This window comes from Pedobacter hiemivivus, assembly GCF_005144565.1.
In the GTDB taxonomy this organism is placed as follows: domain Bacteria; phylum Bacteroidota; class Bacteroidia; order Sphingobacteriales; family Sphingobacteriaceae; genus Pedobacter; species Pedobacter hiemivivus.
The window spans coordinates 370,330-392,466 of the sequence record NZ_SWDX01000005.1 but is presented as its reverse complement, the minus strand read 5'-3'; the positions used below and the strand labels follow the sequence as shown (position 1 = coordinate 392,466).

Here is a 22,137-nt window from a genome sequence, read left to right as displayed (position 1 = left end):
CAGACCTAATTATAAAATGGCCGGAGGAAAAGAAACAACGAGGCAGAAGATGATCAATATCATGTATTTGGTATTGTTAGCGATGCTCGCTTTAAACGTATCAGATACCATACTAAATGCCTTTAAAAATATAAACGACAGTTTGGTTTCTTCTAAAACCAACGTAAATACAAGTATTGATCAGTTATTTGCATCGTTTGAAAATACAAAATTAAAAGACGAACCAGCCCGAGCACAACCTATTTGGGAGAAAGCCAACAAGGCAAAGGCGCTTGCTGATGAGTTGAACAATCTTGTTCAACAATTGAAAGACGAGTTCCTTAAAGCCGGTGAAGGTATCAATGAAGAAACTGGCGATATCAAGCTTCGGGATAACATGGATATTGCGCAAGGCATCATGGTTAACCGTAAGGAAGGATTTAAGTTAAAAGCTAAAATTAACGAGACCCGTGAGAAATTGATCGACCTGTTGGACGAAAAAGATCGTGCTGGTGTAACTTTTTCTTTAGAAGCTAAAGATGCCGTAAAAGGCATAAATGGTAAGAAAGAATGGGTAGACGTTAATTTTGGTGAGGGTACGCCACTTACGGCTGCCAATACCATCTTAAGTAAAATTCAAGCCGATGTTAAAAATGCAGAAGCCGAAGTAGTTAAAAAATTATTCGGTAACATGGATAAAGCATTGGTTAATTTGGATCATTTTGAGGCTGTGGCTGTAGCGCCAAGCTCTTATGTGGTACAAGGTCAGCCTTACACTGCTGAGGTATTTTTAACTGCTAGCGATAGCCGTTCTAACCCACAGATCACTGTAAATGGAAGTGGCCTTTCTGTAAAAGACGGTAAAGGAACTTATACCGGCGGAACTGGAGCGGTAGGTATGTTTAAGTGGAAAGGTGTAATCCGTGTGAAACAAACAGACGGTACTGTAAAAGAATATCCAACTGCAGAACAAAGCTATCAGGTCGCCAAGCCTTCGGCAACGGTTTCTCCTGATAAAATGAATGTAATTTATGCTGGTATTCCAAACCCGTTCTCAGTATCGGCTGCTGGTTTCCCATTAGAAAGTGTAAACGCTACCATTTCTGGTGGATCAATTAGAAAAGAGGGCAGCGGAAAATATGCTGTAAGTGTTGGTGGTGATCAGGTTGGAAAAACATTAAGTATCAATGTTTCTGCAAGTCAGGCAGGTAAAACATTGAACCTGGGCGCTCAACAATTCAGAGTTAAAGCATTGCCTACACCAAAAGCATACATCAAAGGTAAATCTGGAGGTAATGTTCCTTTAGAATGGATGGAAGGTGCGGGTTCTATTGATACCCAACTGGAAGACTTTGTTTTTGATGTTAAATTTAAGGTAGTTAGGTTTGCTGCAACTTTTATTAACCCACGTTCTGACGCGGTTACCATTACAAATCCTGGTGGCGGCTTTGGTGGACAAATAAAAGGAGCTTTAAACTCTATTAAACCAGGCGCAACCATTATCTTTAAGGATATTGTTTGTGAAGGACCTGATGGTAGACAAAAGGTTTTAGATGGAATAACATTTATTGCTAAATAGAAGAGATGATGAAAAAGGTTTTGTATACAGTCTTATTCCTGTTTATTTGCTCGGCTTCTTTTGCGCAAAGCAACAAGAAACGAACCACTAAACCAGCAGTAAAAGCTGCTGCAACTGCAGCTCCTGTGGTAACAGCCCCGGTTGTACCTGTAGATACTGTACCGAAGGTGAAGAAAAAAATAAAAACACCTCCTAAAGATGGCTACTCTGTTAGAGCGGACGTTGACAGTAATGTAATGGTTCAGTATGCTGATGTAAGGGAAGAAGATGTTTTTTATGCAAAACGCATCTGGCGTGAAATTGATTTAAGAGATACCATCAACTCTGTATTGAAAGCGGAAAATGCAAAGCTAATCGATATTCTGCTTGAAGCAGTTGGTAACGAAGAGCTGACGGTGTATTCTTCTAAGGATACAACAGCAGGAAAGCTTTTGGAGGACAATGACTCATTTAGAATTGCGTTAACCGCTCAGGAGGCTTTACAAAGCGCGAGAGGGGTAACGGAAGGGGTAGCTGATTCGGCAACTGGTAAAATTGCTGAACCAAAATTGAGAAGACTAAGATCTGATGAGTTTCTAAAATTCAGAATTAAGGAAGACTGGATCCTGGATATCAAGCGTTCTATTTTCGAACCAAGAATTATAGGTCTTGCACCTATGAAAATGGTAGAAGGTAACTGGCAACCAGTATTCTGGATCTATTATGATGATGCAAGAGAGTTGTTGAGCAAAAAGCGTATGACTAATCCGCTTAATGATGCATCACAATTGACCTTTGATGATTTCTTTGTGAGACGCTTGTTCTCAAGCTATGTAGTGAAGGAAACGAACCCAGCTAATAAAAACATTATCGATATACTAGGTCAGACTGATCCTAAAGACACAAGGAAATTGCATGAGTCGGAAAGGATTAAGAAATCTATTTCTGATTACGAGCAAAGCTTGTGGGAGTATTAATTTAAACTCTGAATGATGGCAAACGAAAAGGCCCTGGTGTATCACATCAGGGCCTTTCCTTTTTAGTTCCTTTATAAGCGCCACAATTTTAAGCACTACGTCATCCTGAGTTTATCTCAGGATCTCACAAAAGAAGGGTGGTCGTCATCCTGAACTCGTGATGCCGACGTAGGCGGGTATCATGCCCCCTCATGGATACGCTACTGTTCTAAGAATTGGATTTTCTCTGAAAATCCGTTTAATAGTGTGATCTGTTAATTTAAAATTAATCTTTTATTATGGTGTTAGTTTTAATTTTCCTTTGTTATTCATTAATTATGGAAACGAAGGTATTTTAAAAACTATAACCAAATAAACTATGTTTAGACGCTCTTTGTGTGGTATTTTACTACTCAATATTGGCATTTCAGCCAATCTGTTCTCTCAGTATTCAGAAACACAGCATGTTATTCCACCATCGCCTGCGATTGCGGCCTATCAGAAGTATGGAGACTATCCCGTCAGTTATTCGACCGGTTTGCCTGACATAAAAATTCCTTTATACGATATAAAGATTAAAGATTTTGTGTTTCCGATAGACATCAGTTTTCATGCTTCTGGCAGAAGGCCAGATTATGAGTTTTCTACGTTAGGTGTTGGTTGGCTGTTAAATGCATCAGGATACATTTCCAGAGAGATAAGAGACCGTCCTGATGAACTTGCATCGCCGGGTATGGAAAAATCTATAGCAGATATTGGTAATACAAATGGTTTTTGGGATCCATTAAAAGCATATAATAACCTGATACCTGCAGATATAACAATTCCTGCAAATGCGAGTTCAACATATTTAAAGGATGCAGAACACGATGTATATAGTTACAGTGTGAATGGAATAAGTGGAAAGTTTATTCTGGATGACGGTAGAGATGCAGTTCCTTTAACATCTACGTCTTGTTATATTAATTCATATGCTAGAATTACAGATGAAAAAGGGGTGCGATATGAGTTCGGCGGTACTAATAAGACTGAATTTACAGAGATACGTTTCAATGGTCAAGCAACTAACATTGAAATGGCCAGGCACTTAAATAAGATAATCCTGCCTTCAGGAGAAGAGATTACTTTTACCTATGGCACAAGGTGGACCACTATTTCAACGGATAGAATTGAATCTCCTCCTGTTTCAACCCGGGTACTAACCTACGGAAATTTATTTCGTTTCGATAATACCTATCCATTGGTAGATCCTGCAATACAGAAATTTGAATATGAAATGGGAGGATATAACGTATCTAACATCACCACTTCTCGCAGAGATTATCCGATACTTTACTTAAAATCTATAGAATTTAGTTATGGGAAGGTTTTTTTTACTTATGATGACACTACCCTTAAGCTTCAAAGTATGGAAGTTTTTAATTTGAATAATGTTCGTGTTAAGTCTGTTGAATTTAGTTATATCCGAACTCCTGGGACATTAAGCGAATTGCCAAATAACAATAGTGCATCCTTGTCTACACTCATTTTAAAGGGTAATATAAGTTCTGATTTAGATAAATACACATTTGATTACTATAACTATCAGTTGCCTCATTCGTCAGATACACAGGAATTTAATAAAAGAACGGATTGGTGGGGATATGTTAATAGTACGGGGGATAGGACTCCTGTAGAATCTTATGAATCACCAGCTTTGGTGCAACGTGGATGTGTGGATTGTAAATCAGCAGGTTATTTTAGTAAGATAAGTGGCATGTTGAAAAAGATTGTGTATCCAACTGGTGGGAATACAGAGTTTATTTACGAGCCAAATCTATATTCCCTATCTGGAACTACACCAGGAACAGAGGGGCCAGGATTGCGAATAGGGAAAATTATTAGTGATGGTGGTACTGAAAATAAAATCGTTAAAACCTATAAATATGGTACTAATGAAGATGGATTGGGGAAACTTATATATATGCCAAATGCAAGAGATTTTAGATCCTATCAATCCAATATATGCTATTTCTCTGCTGATAACCGAGTAATATTTTCTGGGGCCTATTCTATTATTTCTTACGCTCTTAGGCCTGTTGATAATGCAGCAGAAGGATATCGTCAACCGATTTATTATCCTTTTGTTACTGAATATACGGAGTCGGCTTCCGGTACAAATAATGGCAAAGTGATTTATCAATATTCCATTCCTGAAACTGTAACTGCTTTTATTGGAACGGCGGGGTCATTTCGTATGAAGAATTGGACGGGCAATAAGATGCTGTCAAAAGAAGTATATAAGAAGGGCAGTACTCCTAATAGTTATAAACTCATTCAGCGAGATCAAAATGTTTATAATACATTTAATTATAGAATAATCCCACAAATAAGGATGCATCGTATCTGGGGTCTCGACTATGAAAACACAAGTTTTAACTACAGACCATTGGAAATGAACCATGCCAATATTGGCTATGGTACTTTCGAATATTATGGATTCCCTTTTGAGCTGATCAATAATCCAATAGAATCGGCAGTTGAGAAAATTGAATCTCAGACGAGTACGATTTATGACGATTTAGGAGGGTATATGGATACAAAGACCTCCTATTTTTACGATAACCTGGCGCATTTACAGCCAACCAGGACAGAAACAATAATCAGTAACAAAGAAAAAATAATTGAAGAAATAAAGTATCCTATGGATTTTCTAAGTCCTGGTCAAACCCCCATACAGCAAGCGATTACTAATTTGAAGAATAAGCATATTTTTGCACCATTAGAGAAAAGCCTTTATCTAAGTACCTTAACTGGTACTCAAAAAAGGTTAGTAAGTAGTCAATTCTTTGCTTATAATCCAACTAAGCCCCTACTGGATAGTGTGATGACGATTGACGTAGAAGAACCAATCAGTAATTTTACGCCATTAAACATCGAGTCTCAAGTTCTGACAATTGACAATCGTTATAAAAGCCGACACTATTTTGATGTTTATGATGCGTACTCCAATTTATTACAGCAACATACTGCACATAAACCCGTAGCAAGCTATGTATGGGGGTATAATCAACAGTATCCGATGGCAGAGGTAGTTAATGCTTTGAGTAAAGACATATTTTACCTGAGTTTTGAAGAAGGTTATGGCACTTACACAAATGCCAAAAGTAAAACAGGAAAATGGAGTAGGAAAGATGCATTTTCGACAACGCTTACAGGTTTGACCAATGGAAAATATACACTCAGCTATTGGAAAAGTTCTGCGGATGGTTTATGGAATTATGTAATGATTAATGATATTGATGTAAATGGTAGCTATGCAATTGCCATATCAAATCCCGGATATTATATAGACGATATCCGTTTCTATCCTAAAGATGCACAAATGACCACTTATACTTACGATCAATTAGTAGGTATGACGAGTATGACAGATCCTAAGGGAAAAATTACCTATTACGAATATGACAACTCTATGAGGTTGCAACATATTAGAGATCAAGACCGTAATATCATTAAAAGTTACAAGTACCATTATAAACAATAATCTTAACGCTATGAAAACCTTATTCACTTTAATCATCACAATTTCAATAATCCTTATTGGGAGCAATTCCGGAAAGGCACAGGCACAGGATACCATACCGCAAAAAGAAATCAGTCATTTTAGTAAGTGGTTAAATATCGATGACATCAAAGCCGAGAAAGTAAGTAGAATCCAGAGTGCCTATAAGTCTGCTATAAAAAAACTTGTGGCAGATACGGTCTTAACAGAAGAAGAAAAACATTTAAAGGTTGTTGGATTAATTTCAGAAAAGAATCGACAGTTAGAAAATCTATTGGACAAAAACCAGCAGCAAAAGATTATTCCAACAACCGAACGTATCCCGCCAGCTTTACCTACAGACCATATTAAGACCTTAAAACCTTAAGCCTTATGGAGAGGTTATATAAAATAATATTTAGCTTGTTGTTTTTTGTACAAGTTTCATATTGCTATGCACAGCCAGCAGGTTCTTCTATGAGCAATTCTATCAATACTGGTACCCATAACAACTGTACAGGTCCGCCTTATATTGCAGTGATGAATAATGATCCAGCAAATGGTTATGGAAATAGTTACGGGCAGCCTAGTCATGATATTTACTACAAGTTTGTGTTAACAGCGAGTAGTAAAGTGTATATATCTTTATGTGGGTCAGACTTTGATACTTATTTACATTTGTTGAATAGTAGCGGAGTCCTCATTACTTCTAATGATGATAGCGGCCCGGCGTGTACTGGACTTTCTTCATCAATTGAGGTAGTTTTAAATGCAGGTACTTATTATGCGGTTGCTGAAGGCTACAATACGAATTATGGCAATATCCACATCAGTATAGTCGCTTATCCTCCAGAAGGAAGGGCTTTTGCTTCAGGACCAGATAATGCCTTTAACTGGGGTGTGTTAACTGGTGGTAGAGCAATTTCGGGCGGTGCAAATACATCTAATTGCATTAAGAGTTATTATAATGGTCAGCCTAGCAATGATGTTTGGTATAAGTTCACGCTTACTGACACACTAGATGTCGAACTTTCAACATGCTACAGTACTTTTGATACCTATCTCAGTCTGTTAAGGAGTGATCTTTCATTGGTTGCTTCTAATGACGATAGCAGTGCTGGTGGAGTAAATTGTCCATTTACTACATCCTATATTAGATTAACTTTGCCTCCAGGTACCTACTACGCAGTAGGAGAAGGCTATCAGAATAATGCTGGAAGCCTAACTATGATCATCCAGACATATTGGATTTTACCCTCAGATGGAAAACCTCCCCTTGCACCCGTTTCCAGTCAAAACCAAAATTATATAGAAAGTTATACACCAAGAATAGCTGGTGTATTAAGTGAAGAGCAATTGAAGATAGGCAGCATTTATCAGATGGGACTAGACGTGCAGTATTTTGACGGGTTGAGTCGACCTATGCAAACTGTACAGGCCAAGGGTAGCGGAGATGGCACCAAAGATATTGTAATTCCTATGTCTTATGATGAATTTGGCAGGGAATCCCGAAAATATTTGTCTTACGCTTCTGTCAGTAATGATGGTAGTTATAAATCTGATGCTTTAAATGTAGGAGCAGGGATATTCAATTTCTATAATCCTTTAGGTAGTACAGGAACACAGTTGCCGAACGGAATTGTTCGGACAACCACTCCTTATGCAGACACCAGATTTGAGGCTTCCCCCTTAAACCGTTCAGAAGAACAAGGAGCTCCTGGAGATGATTGGCAGTTATCTCAGGGACATACAGTAAGGACAGCTTATTCAACAAATAAGGCTTCTGAGGTTAAACAATATCATGCAATCTCTGTAGAAACAGTTGGCCAAGTGTACAAAAGAATCCTGTCGCAAAAATTTGAAGATTATTATGAAGCCAATCAGTTATATAAAACAACAATAAAGGATGAGAACTGGAATGAATCTTATGGAATGGCAGGAACAATAGAAGAATTTAAAGATAAGGAGGGAAGGATGATCTTGAAAAGAACATTTAATCTAAAAGATAATCTGATTGAGGCGCTTTCTACCTATTACGTTTACGATGATGTGGGCAATTTAAGTTTTGTGTTATCGCCGGGAGCATTGCCTGATAGTGGATTGCCAAATCAGAATTTATTGGATAGTTATTGTTATCAATATTATTATGATGGGAAGAAAAGATTGATAGAGAAGAAGGTTCCTGGTAAGGGTTGGGAAAATATCATTTATAATAGTGTTGATCAGGTAGTTTATACACAGGATGCAAGACAGCAAATCGAAACTATTGTGGGATTTACGCCCGGGCAGTACCATAGTTTCAAAAAATATGATGTGTTGGGTCGTTTAGTGATTAGCGGCCAAGAGCGAAACAGAATGTTGACCAGGGGCCAGATCGAAGCTTTGTTTGAGGTTCAGCAAAATAATTGGGAAGTTAGGACGACTGCAACGGGGCATATGCATGGATACAGTAATTTGAGTATGCCGCAGAATGCGGTAGATATGGATGTACAGGTGGTGAATTATTATGATGACTACAATATTCCTGACCTTCCCAATAACCAGAGCGTAAGTTATAGTAATTTGACTAAAGGTCTGCTAACTGCTACTAAGATCAAGGTATCGGGAACCGCTAGTTATCTGTGGACAGTGAACTACTATAATGACCGTGGAGAGGTCGTAAAGGTATGGCAGCAACATTATAAAGACGGGATTGTCAGTACGGGTAATTATGATGAAATAACCAATGCATATACTTTTACGGGTGGGTTGAAGCAAAGTACGCGGAAACATTATGTGGGTGGTGTTGAAAGTCTTTATGTGCTGAACAAGTATGAGTATGACCATATGGGAAGGAAGACGGATACTTACCAGACCACGGCAAGTACAAGTTCGACAATTACAAATAGTCCTGTACTACTTGCTCGTCATGTTTATAATGAGATTGGACAATTAAGAACTAAAAGTCTGCACAGTACGAATTTAGGTGGCAGTTTTGTAGAACATGTGAGCTATGCTTATAACGAACGTGGTTGGTTGAGTAGTCAACAGGCGTTGACGCTGCCGTTCAACCAATCCCTGAAATACAATGAGACCATTAGTGGAGTATCTTCACAATATAATGGAAACATCAGTAGGCAGGAATGGGGCGGAGATAAATATTATAACTACGGCTATGATCAATTAAATCGGTTGACAACAGCTGTCGCAAGTACGGGGAACAACGAAGAGATCAGTTATGATGTAATGGGTAATATCAGTAGCCTGCTACGTAAGCAGCACGGGAATGTTGTAGACCAATTGGGTTATACATATGGTTCCGGTAACAGGTTGTCCTCTGTACTTGATAACTCGGGTAGTACATCTATGGGGTTTCAACCTTCAGGAATGACGGATTATGGTTATGATACCAATGGGAATATGATCAGTCGGATAAGCGCTACAAGTGCAGGGAACAATATGCATGATGTGGTCTACAATAATTTTAATCTGCCTACGAACATTAATGCTAATGGGGCCATTGTGAGTTATACCTATGATGGAAATGGTGCTAAATTGAGAAAACAAGTAACCGGTATCGGGAATGTAAATAATGATTATATTGCTGGGATTCATTACGAGAACGGTGCATTTGCTTTTGCTCAGACAGAGGTAGGTAAGGTAACCCGGAATGGTTCGGGATCGGATCCTGTATACTTGTATGAGTATGTTTTGAGTGATCATCTGGGTAATGGCAGGATGTACTTTGATATCAGTGAGGGTGCAGCAAGAAAGATCCAGGCGACTGATTATTATGCCTTTGGCCTGGCTGTTCAGACGGCTGCTATCTTAGGTAATGAGAATAAATACCAGTACAATGGGAAGGAGAAGCAGGACGAGTTAGGGCAGTATGATTACGGGGCACGTTTCTATGACCCGGTAATAGGACGTTGGAACGTCATAGACCCGCTTGCTGAGCAGATGAGGAGGCACAGTCCTTATAACTATGCATTTAATAATCCGATAAGATTCATTGATCCAGATGGAATGGCACCAGCAGGTCCCGGTCCCTTGGGTGCAGCTTGGATTGCAGCTAAAGCTTTTTTTAATCTTAGATCTGTTATTAAGGAGACAGTTATGTCTGTAGCGAACACTGCAAAAGATATGAAACCGATTGCTACGAAGAGTACGGGAAATGATGCAATGAGTGGGGCTTTGGGAATTGAGTTTGGAGCGAAAAAAGCCCCGATCTCTGTTGGAGCAGAAGTTAAAGTCGCTCTTAATACAGAAAATGGTCCTACAGTCGGAGTTGAAGCATCTGCGGCAATGGCAAAATATGGGAAGGCTTCACTAATAGCAACGGCATATTCAGATTTTAAAGGTGATTCAAAAGTTAAGGCGACTGCTGAAGTCGGGATAGCAGTGCCCAGCACAGAAGAACTTTCTGTTAGTGTTGGACCCGCTACTCTTACGGTTAATCCTAAAGAAACCAGTAATCTTTTTATAGACGCTTTGAATCAAGCAAAAGAGTATATTCGTACTAAGGTTGATCAAATTAAAAATGCGAAAGACTATGCACAAAAGGAACGTTAAATAATGTTCAATTAAATAGTAATAAAATAAATGATAAACAAAATAGCCTTAAATACTCTTGATAAAGTACTCTTGATTTTTACTTCAATTTATTTGATTGTAACTAGTCTAATAAGCCTATGGTTTATATTTATAATAATTTATCAAGTGGCGAATCTTGAATTTCTAATCATTCTCACATTAATCGTAAGTTTATTTATTATTGGGACTACCTTATGGATAAATTCAGCCATATTATCCAGGCCATTGTCAATAGGGAAAAGCGAGATAAATATTAATATGGTTATTTGTTTGATCCAGTTATTTTCTTTTTTCTTGAATGGTTTTTGTTTTAAATATACTCAAGGTGTTGAATGGGTGGGGTTTCTACATCTTCATCAGATAACGAATGAAATTGAAGCGAAAATGTTTCCACCAAGACTGACATTTGAAGCTGTATTTAATTTCAGACCTACAAATGGGATAATTATTGGTGTCAACTTTACTGCTTTAATATTTTCATTTTTCTTTATTTACATCAGAAAAAAATATTTTAAAAAACATACTGTTTGATAGATTCTAAGCTAAAAGGGCGTGGTTTGTTAAGGGATAAATGATATTATAATGTAAAATCCTGAAATAGTCTACCATTTTTAGCGCATAGTATCGGCGGGTTGTGAAGAGTATACTAATGCCAAGCACAGAGATGTTGAGCTTTGCTGTTTTACATTGCTGCAATGCTCTTCAGCTAGCAGCCTTTATGTACGCATTTATTGTGGCAATGGCAATTATACTGATGGATCTGGAGGTACTCAAAGATATTGGCAACAATCTGACCGTGAAAATATTCCAGGTGAGGATTGGAGAAGAGATGCTGTTGGTCAGGATTTTGCAGGAGCTATTGTGAATAGGTTGGGAGATCATAACGCCAGATATGTAGATGGGAAACCAATAATGCGATTGTCCCTGGTAAGACCGATCCGAATTCTGGAAGAAAAGGAGTACTAACAAAAAATGAGATTGAGGCTCGTAAAGTAGATTCTCAAATACGTAGAGAACAAAACGTTATAGAGAGAAAACAAATCTTATTAATTACTTAATCTTAAAACTATCAATATGGCTAAATTTGTAGTATATCTTTTTGTAATATGTCATTTTACAAAAATGACTGGAAATAGTAATGACACGAATATTAAAGAAACCTTTATTGACTGGAATAAAGCCACTATATCTTCTTTGAGTAGTTGTATAAAATTACCTAATCCGGAAGGTGCAATTTATCGAAATAGATTAGAGTCGTTTAAAGCTCTTGTGGGAATTGTTGATCAGAACGAAGTGAATCTCCACTCTATTAGGTATCAATTTTTGAAAGAAATTTCTTTGAAATGAATAATAAAAAGGAGTTTTTATGGTCGAGGCAAATCGTTCTGGGGAATCTATCGAATTAATAAACTATGTAGATAGAAGGTAAGGAATTTATGAAATATATTCTTTTATTGATAACGTTAGTATTTATTGCTTGTGTATCATCGAAATTAACTCAATCGGCAAACATTAATGCAGATGAAAAACTTAGTAATGGCTTGTACAATTATAAAGTTTACAAAATTGATTCGATTAATACTTATTATTTGATTTATGCTAAAAAAGGAGATTCTCTTTATAAAATAGTTTCAAAAAAGACTCTCAATAAAAATTGTGAAAAAATTCAAAGAAATATTAGTTATGCCTTTAAATTGCGTTCGGGCCTAACCGATTTTCACATAGGGGGTGTGTTAGTCTCATCAAAGCAATTGCCTCATGTAAATTGTTATACTTATGATGATTCAACAAAAATATGCTTAGAAAGAGATTCAATAAATGATTTATATCATGCAGATAACATACAAGGTTTGTGCTATATTAAATGGTAATCATTGATTTTTTCCATGCATGTCCAAAATGACCCTGCAAGGTTTTCAATTGTGCTTTATTCAGCACCTTTTCCAATTCTATTTCTTGTGCCTCTTTGATCTTCTTCTCTATGGTACTGGAATTTTTTTTAAAGTATTCACATACTTTTTACAGCCGGCTATGTCGATTTTTTACACTGAAAAAAAATACCGTTTGTCGGAACAGCCTATTTTTCTGGTTTAATTAGTGGCTTGCAACCATTTTTTAGTTTAAAAATTATTTCCAAATATTTTCTTTAGTGCACGTGGGTTGCGCTGAAGGTTTGTATTATTAACGAGTAGTGTAATGAAACAAAATAGTAATGAAGGAGATAGGTATGTTATCGCTTGTCAAGGCGACGGAGCAATTAATAAAATATAAATGCATTGTATTATTCATTATCCTCGGATTACTTGGGAATAGGTCGGCGCTTGCTCAAATAGACATTAATGTATTTAAGCCAATAGAAATACTACCCAACACCCCTGATGTGGCAGGACTAACAAAAAACGCCCATGCTTCGGTATCATTGCACACGGGCGCTATATCTCAAAATATCCCATTATTGACATTTACCGCTAAAAGGCTCAACGTACCTGTTTCAATATCTTATAATTCTAACGGGATTAAGGTAGATCAGGTTTCATCTACAGTCGGCTTGGGATGGAATTTGAATGCAGGAGGTTTTATTTCAAGAACAGTTTTAGGTCAACCTGATGAAAATGTAAGTCTTATAGAGGCACCGAATGATCTTTCTGACCCAGTGGCCTGGGATAATTTTGTTGAAAATTTACTTATGCCATACGCTGACAATCAGCCTGATCTGTTTACATTTTCTGTGGAGGGAACTACAGGTACTTTTATAGTAGAGTCATTGACAACAATCCGAAAGTTGGATGAAAATAATTTTAAAATAGAAGGGAATCCTGCAAGTGGCTTTGTGATAACAACCCCCAAAGGAGTTCGTTATTCATTTCATGAAGTTGAGGAAGTAAAAATAATGAATAACTGTGAAACAGGTGGTGGAAATAGGGTGTTTATTCCTAATTCATGGTTGCTCTCTCTAATTGAACATCCTTTAGGCGAATCTATATCATTTGAATATTATTCAAAAACATACAGCCATTCATCCTCCGTTACTCAAACAGTGTCTCGACTCGATGATCCTGCGGCTGGTGCTCCAATGGGAGGTGCTCCAATGGGCTTCCCATATAGAAGTTGTGCAACCACACAGTACAACATGGGCAAATTCTTAGCAAAAATGTCATCGAGTTTAGGTGGCAGTGTAACTTTTCAATATCAAAATCGCGAGGATATTTCAGGTTCGTTAAAGCTCGAATATATGATCATTAAAGAAAAAGAAGATCACATATTGAAAACAATCAAATTCAATCATTCTTATTCTCAGTCAACTTCTAGCCTATATGATAGCGAATATTGTGATTTCGGCGGAAAGAGGTTATTTCTGGATTCATTAAATATTATTGGAGAAAGTGGTGGGAAAGAATCGTATTCATTTAGTTATATTGATAAGAACTCACTTCCCCCAAGATTATCATATGCGAAAGATCGGTTTGGTTTTTTTAATGGAAAAAATAATTTATGTTTGATACCCAAGCCGGGAAACAGCGATGTTACAGCGGTACAATTGGGTATTCCAAATTTTGGAGATAGAACACCAAGTAGTATTTATGCTCAGGTAGGGCTTTTGAATGGTATTCATTTTCCATCGGGTGGTGCAGATAGCATTTTATTTGAGCCGCACATAGCAACTAACCCCAATGCCTCGTGTAGCCGTCCCTCTGTCTACGTTTCAGGTGAATCTACGTTTAAAGTAAATACTGATTTCAGTGATTCATTTACGATAGCATGTCCGGAGCAGGTCAGGCTTCATTTTGCCTGTACGGCTATCGGAGGAATCGAATATGATGACCAATATTACATGGTTTCAGTTAATATCTTTAATGCCAGCAATCAATTGGTTTATAGCGGTTATGCGGGGAAAAATGAGGTTAAAAATGTTAATATAGGTGTGTCCCCCGGGGTCTATTCAGTTGTAATGGGTGTGAAGGGGCTTGCACAAGGTAATTTCGAAATCGAATTTCCTTCGGGCGGTACAAATCCTTTTATTGAAGTTGGAGGACTTCGTGTAAAGGAAATTTTGAAGATGGATAAAAACGAGGTGAAAGAGGTTGTTTCCTATGTGTACACAATTAATGGAATTGAGTCCCCACTTGTAGCTGACCCGATGCCTTTTTATAATAACACATTTTTATATTTTTTTGCTTCAGGTGTAACTCCAACGTATACGGAATATATGTCATTTAGTTTCTTCGACTTTCCTCAGTACTCAGGCAATAGTGTTGGATATGACGATGTAGTTGAACGATTTGGAAGAAATGCAGAGAATGGTTCTATTACTCACAAGTTTAACAATTTCACAGATGGAACTGCGGATGTGATACGACAATTTCTAATCCCGGGGGCGCCATTATCCTATAGTGCAAGAAAATCCGGTCAGGAATTTTATACATCCTTCCTGGACAATGAAGGGAAACTAAAGAAAGAGATCCGCAAGTATTATAGTGATAAGGCAGAATTAAGCAGGAGCAAGCAATATTACATAGCTAGAAACCGCTCCCCACAAATAAACCGGGCGGATATTCCTGGACAACCCATTATTGGTGTCGATATAAATAGGTTTGAGTTAGCTTCCAGCTGGAATAAACTAGATTCAGTAATTACAAATATTTATTCAGAAAAAAACGGACAAGTGGCTAAGCTGGTGGAAAAAGAAGCTTACGATTATGGGAATGTATCCCATTTACTTCCAACAAGCCACCAAAAAACAGGTAGCGATGGAAAAAAAACTTTTATGAATATAACCTATCCGGATGATTATGCTTTAGGGGACTTATTTCTGAATAACATGAAGACGAATTACCTGAAAGAATATCCTATAGAGCTTACTAGATACACGGAAGAGAATGGCGTAAGGAAACTAGTTGGAGGTGACCTTATAAACTATTCATCTGATGGTAAGGGAAAGATCAATAGTATGATGAATTTAGAGCTAAGCTCACCTTTATTATTAGAGCAATTTAAATTTAGTAATAAAACATTGGGTCAGCTTCCTTTTACAGGGGCCATTTCAAATTTTATACCCTCAGCTTTATATAAAGCTAAAATAATATATAATGATTACGACCTTAGGGGCAATCCTTTGCAAAGCTCTCAGGAGAATGGGATTGCCACAAGCTACATATGGGGCTGCAATGGACGGTATCTTCTAGCTCAAATAGTGAATGCCGGATCAGAAGAAGTTAAGAATGCGTTAGGAGGGTCAACGGTCATCGATCAATTAAATTCCAATGATGTTTCAGATTTATTTGTTCAGCAAAAAATGTCTTTGTTGCGCCAGGTTTTAGTTCATGCTCAAATCACGTCTTATACTTATAAACCTTCGATTGGAATGACCAGCGCTACCGATCCTAAAGGAATGACTTCTTATTACGAGTACGATGATTTTCAACGGTTAAAATGCATTAAAGATCAGCAAGGAAATATTGTTAAAAGCTATGATTACCATTACAAATCACAAACAAACTAAGCCATGAAATTATTATTTTATTTTTCCTTCCTGATATTGACCGGAATGGTGTTTAACAGTTACGGACAAGAACAAAAGCATCCAAAACAAGAAGCTTCAATAGCCGCGCAGCGACAAAAACAAGAACGGAATTACTATCGGAAAGGCCTTGGTGTAGATTCTGTAAAGGCTGCACAGGTTACTCAGGTACAAGGTAGCTATAAAGCTGCCCTAAATATTATTATAGCCGATACCAGTCTGAATGAAGCTGCAAGACGGGCCAGGATCAGCGCATTGATGGAAGTGAAGAACCAGAAGCTTAGAGGGCTGCTTAGTCCTGCACAGCAGGAGAAGATCATCCCGGGTACAGAGCGGGTACCCGCCAAACCCAAAAAACAACTTTAATCACGATTGGCCCTCTTAACGCCCCATATGAAAGTTCTGCATTTTTCGATATCCAAAGCCTCATGCAGGTATTGGTTATTCTTTTTTTTTATATTATTAAATTTTAACAGGCAGAGTGCCCAGGCCCAGAGTGGCACATCGATGTATGATGCTTTTTTAATTCCTGTAAATGGCTGCGGGTATAATGGCTTTACGGATTAACAGAAGAATGGCTATGGTTTCAGCGACAACTATGGGCAGTCGAGCCCTGATGTATGGTATAGTTTTACATTGGGGAGTACTGTTGATGTTAGCATTTCTCTTTGCAACAGTAATTTTGATACTTATCTTCATTTGTTGGATGTTAATGGGGGTCTGGTAGATATGGATGATGATAACGGCTGTGGGGGTGGATCAAAAGTATGGAAAAGGAAACTGGAGTAATACAAGACCAGGAAGTGAGTATAATAAGCTTAAAAAGAATGGGGTTAGAAATAAATAAACCGAATATTTTCATTCTTTAAATTAAAAATATATGGATATAGAATTCGTTTACTTGTTGTGGCATACTCATTTTAATGAAAAACTGCCTGGTGGTGAAGATGTTAAGTTGATGGGTGTTTATAGTACTGAGAATAAAGCAATAGCAGCGCAATCAAGAGCGGAATTATTAGAAGGCTTTAAAGACTCTAAGGAGGGCTTTGAGATTTCTTACAATAAGATAGACCAAGATGAATGGGTTTCTGGATTTGTAACTGAATAATAAATTGGAAGCAGCTGAAAAGGTAAAGTTCCCTCGTTGGTATACGCTTGCTGATTAGCTGATAGGCTGCATAAGTGTTTATGCAACGTTGCAGACAGGCTACTTATTGCCTTTAAGACGGGAATCATGGCTGGAGTATCGGACAGTATAAAAGGGGGCGGAACGGTGTTTCCTGGTTTAAATTATACCTTCGGTTCGGGTGCGATTAATGATCTGCTAGGCAGATTGGGGCGGAACAATTCTATCAATATTGGGCGGGTAATCCCTAATTTTTATGTGACGCTGAGTGCACTGGAAAACAACAGCAATGTTGAAGTCAGGTCTGTACCTAAGCTTTCGACTTTAAACGGGCATACGGCCAATTTAAGTATTGGTAGTAAAAGATATTACAGTACGAAAACACAGAATATAATCCCATCACTCACCGCCCAGACTGTGGTAATAGAGCAGTTTACGCCGGTGGATGCAAATCTGGAAATTCGGATTAGCCTTTAGTTTCGGGCGATAGTCAGGTGACTTTAAATATTAAGGTTGATATTTCTGACTTTATCGGTGATCCACCTGCAAATGCGCCACCACCAACCTCAACAAGTAAGTTCGAATCGATTGTAAGAGCTAAAAATGAAGACATGATTATTTTGGGCGGTTTGGAACGTACAGAAAGCAGTGAAAGCGGTTCTGGGACTCCAATCTTGAAATGGTTGTTTAGCAGCAACTGTAGGAAGGTCTCAATCGTTGCGTTTTTATGGTGGCTTTATACAGGTGGTTAAGCTGGTGGATACTACAGTTCTAAGAATTGGATTGTCAGTTTTGTGCACTGAGGTTAATTGAACTTTTTCTTAAAACAGGCTTAATACTGCGATTATGACTCTGATTTCAAGGTTTTCTATTCTTTGATTTTTTTTCAATTATTTTTTTTAGTGCATATGAGTTGCACTGGAGTTTGTTAGTATTAAACAATATTAATAACTAAAGCGTATATAACTCCATAAATAATGATATTAAATCTGTCAAAAGTTAAAATGTCTGTTTTAACGATCCTGTTGTTAAATTCATTTTATTTAGTTGTACAGATTGATCCGGGTCGATTTTCCAATCCGAATCAAATAATCCCCTTCTCCCCAAATGCTACATCACTAGGAGTTTATGGGGAGAATCTGGTTAGTCTTTTATAAGGGAGCCCCAGATATAATAGAATGTGATTTTTTTAGCTTGTAAGATGATTTATGTATTATGAAAAAAAGAGATGTGATTAAATGGATATTTGCAACAAGGAAGAGGAGCAAAGGAATTCTTATGTTCATCAGTATGTTATGTCTGGCCAGTTTCACTTTTGGACAGATAGCTCCACCTGTTATTTTGCCCCCATCGCCGCAGTCACACGCCTTGATCAGTTATAACTCACCTGAAGTTGGCTTAAATACGGGTACAGTACAGATTTCTATTCCCCTGTTTAAAATAGAGAAGAAGAATTTTTCCCTTCCTATTAACTTGAAGTATTCTACAAATGGGCTAAAGGTGGATGAAGTTGCTTCACGAACCGGTCAAAGTTGGGTGCTAAATTCCGGTGGAGTGATTATCAGAAACATCAATGGCAAGCCAGATGAGTATGCAACCAGGCAATATCCACCAAATGATGGTACCGATTTAAACAACGATATGTTAAATTATTTAAACGATATGGCAACCCTTACCGATAGGGATGGGGAGCCGGATGAATACATTTTTAATTTTAACGGTTACTCTGGAAAATTTATTATTGATGACGCTGGACAGTGTGTTATAATGCCACATTCGAATTTAAAAATTAACTTTTCAGGAGGGCTTAACCCTAATATCATCATAACCACTCCTGAAGGTGTGGTTTATAGGTTTATTGATCAAGAGTATAGTTCTACGGACTCTTATTGTTATATCAATGCCCCTAATCCGAATCCAAATGCTGTTGTAACCTCTTGGTATTTAACAGATATTACTTTGTCCAATGGCGAGGCGATCAATTTTGTTTACGACAATTGCAGTTATGGTTATTATACAGGAATATCTCAATCTATTTTAAAATCAGATACTAAAGCAAATCTGGGATCTACTTTATGCAACAGTCAATGTATGGCCAACCAGACTACCTATTGTGCTAATTATATTACAGTGTCTAATGGTAAAAGATTGAGTCAGATTAATTATACCAATACCATTGTTGATTTTATTTATCAAGATAGGAATGATATTGCTGGCGATAAGTTGTTGAGCAGCATGGAGATTAAAGCATCTGGTGTACTAATTAAGAAATACTTATTTGAGTATACCTATGCGGTGGCTACTACCGGCAATAACATATATTTACCTTGGGATGAAACTTTAAAATACCGGCCATTTTTAGCTTTGTTAAGAGAAAAAGGAGCGACAACAAATGTGGAGAAAGTACACTACTTTGGTTATAATGATATTGATGCGTTGCCGCAACGACTCTCTTTTTCACAGGATCATTATGGCTTTTATAATGGGAAATTCAATACCAGTTTTGTTGCTAATATTGAAGACAATCCATATGTTCATGATATTTTTGTTGGCAGTGCAACTGCTGATCGATCTATAGACAGTGAGTCAGCTAAAAAGGGAATTTTGACTCATATTTCTTATCCCGGTGGAGGGACGGACGATTTAATTTATGAACCGAATACCTATGCTACAACAGAAACTACTCCCATCCCAACGGCTACAACCTTTCTTAGGGGGACAATTTCGGGAGGGGGGACGTATGTTAAAACATCACCGGTTTTTCAAATTAATTACGATCATCCTTCGATGATCAACGTTTTTGCTGGAATGCTTATTCCTACTGATGGTGATGGAAATGCTGAGGGGATCGATCGCTACTGGGATTTAATGGAAGTGCAAATTGTTAGGGCATCAGATGATTATGTAGAATTTAGTAGGATGTTGAAGCTTGGGCAGCAGATTATCGAAAATTTGCCTACGCTGCCTTTAAATACCAATTATTACTTGAGGATGGAGACTCTGTATCCAGGAATCCCTGGAACATTTTATCTCACTTATCCTATCGGGGATCCGGAGGAGATTCCGGTAGATAAGTTGCTTGGGGGGGTACGATTGAGTAAGCTCCTTACTTATACAGACGGACAGTCTTTAATTAAAAAGTATCACTATGCGAGGATGAATGATCTTAGCAAATCATCTGGCGTAAAATTTCAAGATCCTGTATATTTAAAAACTTCCTATAGTCTGTTAAACCCATGCACCATTGGGGGGAGTTATTTCATTTGCAAGAATCTAATTTTGGGCTCGCATTCGCAGAAAAGCATTTATAACTATGGGCAGTCTACTGTACAATATTCGGCTGTAATAGAAAGTTTTGGGGGAGATAATTTTGAAAATGGTGGAATAGAACATGTTTTTACCATTGCTCCTGATCGGTTTTCACGAGGTATAGTTGGCAATACGCTTAGACTGGGAGACAAGTATTCGAATATAGGTTATTTAAATGGATTGGAAAATGAAACCAACTATTTTGCAAATGGGCAAACTGGCTTGACTAAAATAAAGAAGGTTAAAAATTATTATTCAGTAAGTAGTGCTATCAGTAATACTATTCCTGCTTATGTAGTTGATAAACATTATGGCTTTCACCTCCATTATACGCAGCCAATTGATGAAGAGTTTGCAGGGTATGAAATGTACAAGTATACACATAATTCCAGATGGGTAGTTTTGGATTCTACCATTACGCAGGAAATTTCGCTCCCTGACCATACGATAACCTCTAAAGCATTATACGTTTATAACAACAGCCAGCATTTGCTGCCAAATAAGATTACTGCTGTTACAAGCAATAATAAAAGTAAATCTATAACTAAAAATTATCCGGCCGAGATGGTTGCGCAGAATAAAGATCCTAACGGAATATATTCGGAAATGATTACTGCACATGTTTTAACACCCGTCGTTGAGGAAATTACCGCCCAGGATAGTGAGCAGGTTTCTTTAACCAGAACCAATTACATACGATTGTCCAATAGTCTTTTTGTGCCCGGAACGTTTGATGTTAGGAACCGAGCAACAGGAGAAGATGAAACCAGATTGAGGTATCATTTGTACAATGGTTTAGGCAATCCCCTAAGTCTTTCTAATGAAAAGGGCAGCAAGATAAATTATTTGTGGGCTTATGGCAACCAATACCCTGTAGCAGAAATCAAGAATGCAGATTATAGTGCAATTGAGGGGATTAAAGGTTCGACTGCGATCTACGCCTTTGGGCAATCTTATCCCAATAAAACTGCTGTTGATGCATTTATAGCTGATTTGAAAGTGGGTTTACCTCAGGCGCACATCAGTACTTATACATATAGTCCGCTTATCGGTATTGCCAGTGAAACAGATATTAAGGGAATGACGACTTATTATGAATATGACGGTTTTCAACGGTTAAAATGCATTAAAGATCAGCAAGGAAATATTTTGAAAAGCTACGATTACCATTATAAACCTTAAAAGAATTAAGCCATGAAATTATTATTTTATTTTTCCTTCCTGATATTGACCGGAATGGTGTTTAACAGTTATGGACAAGAACAAAAGTATCCGAAACAAGATGTTTCAATAACGGCGCAGCGAAAAAAGCAAGAGCGGAATTACTATCGGAAAAGCCTTGGTGTAGATTCTGTAAAGGCTGCACAGGTATCGCAGGTCCAGAATGCTTATAAAGCTGCCCTAAACATCATTGTAGCCGACACCAGTCTGAATGAAGCGGCAAGACGGACCAGGATCAGCGCATTGATGGAAGTGAAGAACCAGAAGCTTCGAGGGTTGCTTAGTCCTGCACAGCAGGAGAAGATCATCCCGGGTACAGAGCGGTTACCCGCCAAAGCAATAAAACAACTTTAATCACCATTGGCCCTCTTAACG

16 protein-coding genes are annotated in these 22,137 nt (G+C 37.7%); 15 read left to right on the top strand and 1 reads right to left on the bottom strand.

The features are described 5' to 3' along the window. Positions 1-16 precede the first annotated feature (16 nt). The 10 genes from porM (at position 17) to FBD94_RS14715 (ending at position 16,472) form a co-directional block, all read left to right on the top strand. Positions 17-1,558, top strand: a complete 1,542-nt coding sequence (gene porM, locus FBD94_RS14760) for a type IX secretion system motor protein PorM/GldM (RefSeq protein ID WP_136880736.1) — start codon at positions 17-19, stop codon at positions 1,556-1,558. A 5-nt stretch (positions 1,559-1,563) separates the two neighbouring features. After that, positions 1,564-2,514, top strand: coding sequence for a type IX secretion system ring subunit PorN/GldN (gene porN, locus FBD94_RS14755; RefSeq protein WP_235884490.1), 951 nt, complete (start codon positions 1,564-1,566; stop codon positions 2,512-2,514). A gap of 358 nt (positions 2,515-2,872) precedes the next feature. Beyond that, entirely contained in the window at positions 2,873-6,019 is a 3,147-nt protein-coding gene (locus FBD94_RS14750) for a hypothetical protein (protein WP_136880735.1), read from the top strand. Positions 6,020-6,029: 10 nt separating this feature from the next. Further along, entirely contained in the window at positions 6,030-6,404 is a 375-nt protein-coding gene (locus FBD94_RS14745) for a hypothetical protein (protein WP_136880734.1), read from the top strand. A gap of 5 nt (positions 6,405-6,409) precedes the next feature. Beyond that, positions 6,410-10,567 carry a DUF6443 domain-containing protein gene (locus FBD94_RS14740; protein ID WP_136880733.1) on the top strand — a complete coding sequence of 1,386 codons (4,158 nt, stop codon included), beginning with the start codon at positions 6,410-6,412 and terminating at the stop codon, positions 10,565-10,567. A 708-nt stretch (positions 10,568-11,275) separates the two neighbouring features. Continuing rightward, complete coding sequence (locus FBD94_RS14735) at positions 11,276-11,554, top strand: hypothetical protein (RefSeq protein WP_136880732.1); 279 nt, start codon at positions 11,276-11,278, stop codon at positions 11,552-11,554. Positions 11,555-11,662: 108 nt separating this feature from the next. Next, positions 11,663-11,935 carry a hypothetical protein gene (locus FBD94_RS14730; protein ID WP_136880731.1) on the top strand — a complete coding sequence of 91 codons (273 nt, stop codon included), beginning with the start codon at positions 11,663-11,665 and terminating at the stop codon, positions 11,933-11,935. A gap of 89 nt (positions 11,936-12,024) precedes the next feature. Then, a complete protein-coding gene (locus FBD94_RS14725; RefSeq protein ID WP_136880730.1) occupies positions 12,025-12,459 on the top strand; it encodes a hypothetical protein in 435 nt (144 codons plus the stop codon). A gap of 341 nt (positions 12,460-12,800) precedes the next feature. Next, positions 12,801-16,088, top strand: coding sequence for a hypothetical protein (locus FBD94_RS14720; RefSeq protein ID WP_136880729.1), 3,288 nt, complete (start codon positions 12,801-12,803; stop codon positions 16,086-16,088). A gap of 3 nt (positions 16,089-16,091) precedes the next feature. Then, entirely contained in the window at positions 16,092-16,472 is a 381-nt protein-coding gene (locus tag FBD94_RS14715; RefSeq protein WP_136880728.1) for a hypothetical protein, read from the top strand. A 156-nt stretch (positions 16,473-16,628) separates the two neighbouring features. On the opposite strand, the gene FBD94_RS25950 is transcribed toward FBD94_RS14715, so the two are convergent. Beyond that, entirely contained in the window at positions 16,629-16,805 is a 177-nt protein-coding gene (locus tag FBD94_RS25950; protein WP_169472315.1) for a hypothetical protein, read from the bottom strand. 181 nt (positions 16,806-16,986) lie between these two features. On the opposite strand from FBD94_RS25950, the gene FBD94_RS14710 reads away from it, so the two are divergent. From FBD94_RS14710 to FBD94_RS14695, 5 genes are all read left to right on the top strand, one after another. Beyond that, complete coding sequence (locus tag FBD94_RS14710) at positions 16,987-17,214, top strand: hypothetical protein (protein WP_136880727.1); 228 nt, start codon at positions 16,987-16,989, stop codon at positions 17,212-17,214. 126 nt (positions 17,215-17,340) lie between these two features. After that, entirely contained in the window at positions 17,341-17,709 is a 369-nt protein-coding gene (locus FBD94_RS26285) for a hypothetical protein (RefSeq protein ID WP_235884489.1), read from the top strand. Between the two features lie 17 nt (positions 17,710-17,726). Beyond that, entirely contained in the window at positions 17,727-17,984 is a 258-nt protein-coding gene (locus FBD94_RS26280; protein WP_235884487.1) for a type II and III secretion system protein, read from the top strand. Positions 17,985-18,447: 463 nt separating this feature from the next. Then, positions 18,448-21,723, top strand: a complete 3,276-nt coding sequence (locus tag FBD94_RS14700) for a hypothetical protein (RefSeq protein WP_136880726.1) — start codon at positions 18,448-18,450, stop codon at positions 21,721-21,723. Between the two features lie 12 nt (positions 21,724-21,735). After that, the gene (locus FBD94_RS14695; protein WP_136880725.1) at positions 21,736-22,116 is read left to right on the top strand and encodes a hypothetical protein; all 381 of its coding nucleotides are present in this window, start codon (positions 21,736-21,738) and stop codon (positions 22,114-22,116) included. Positions 22,117-22,137 lie beyond the last annotated feature (21 nt).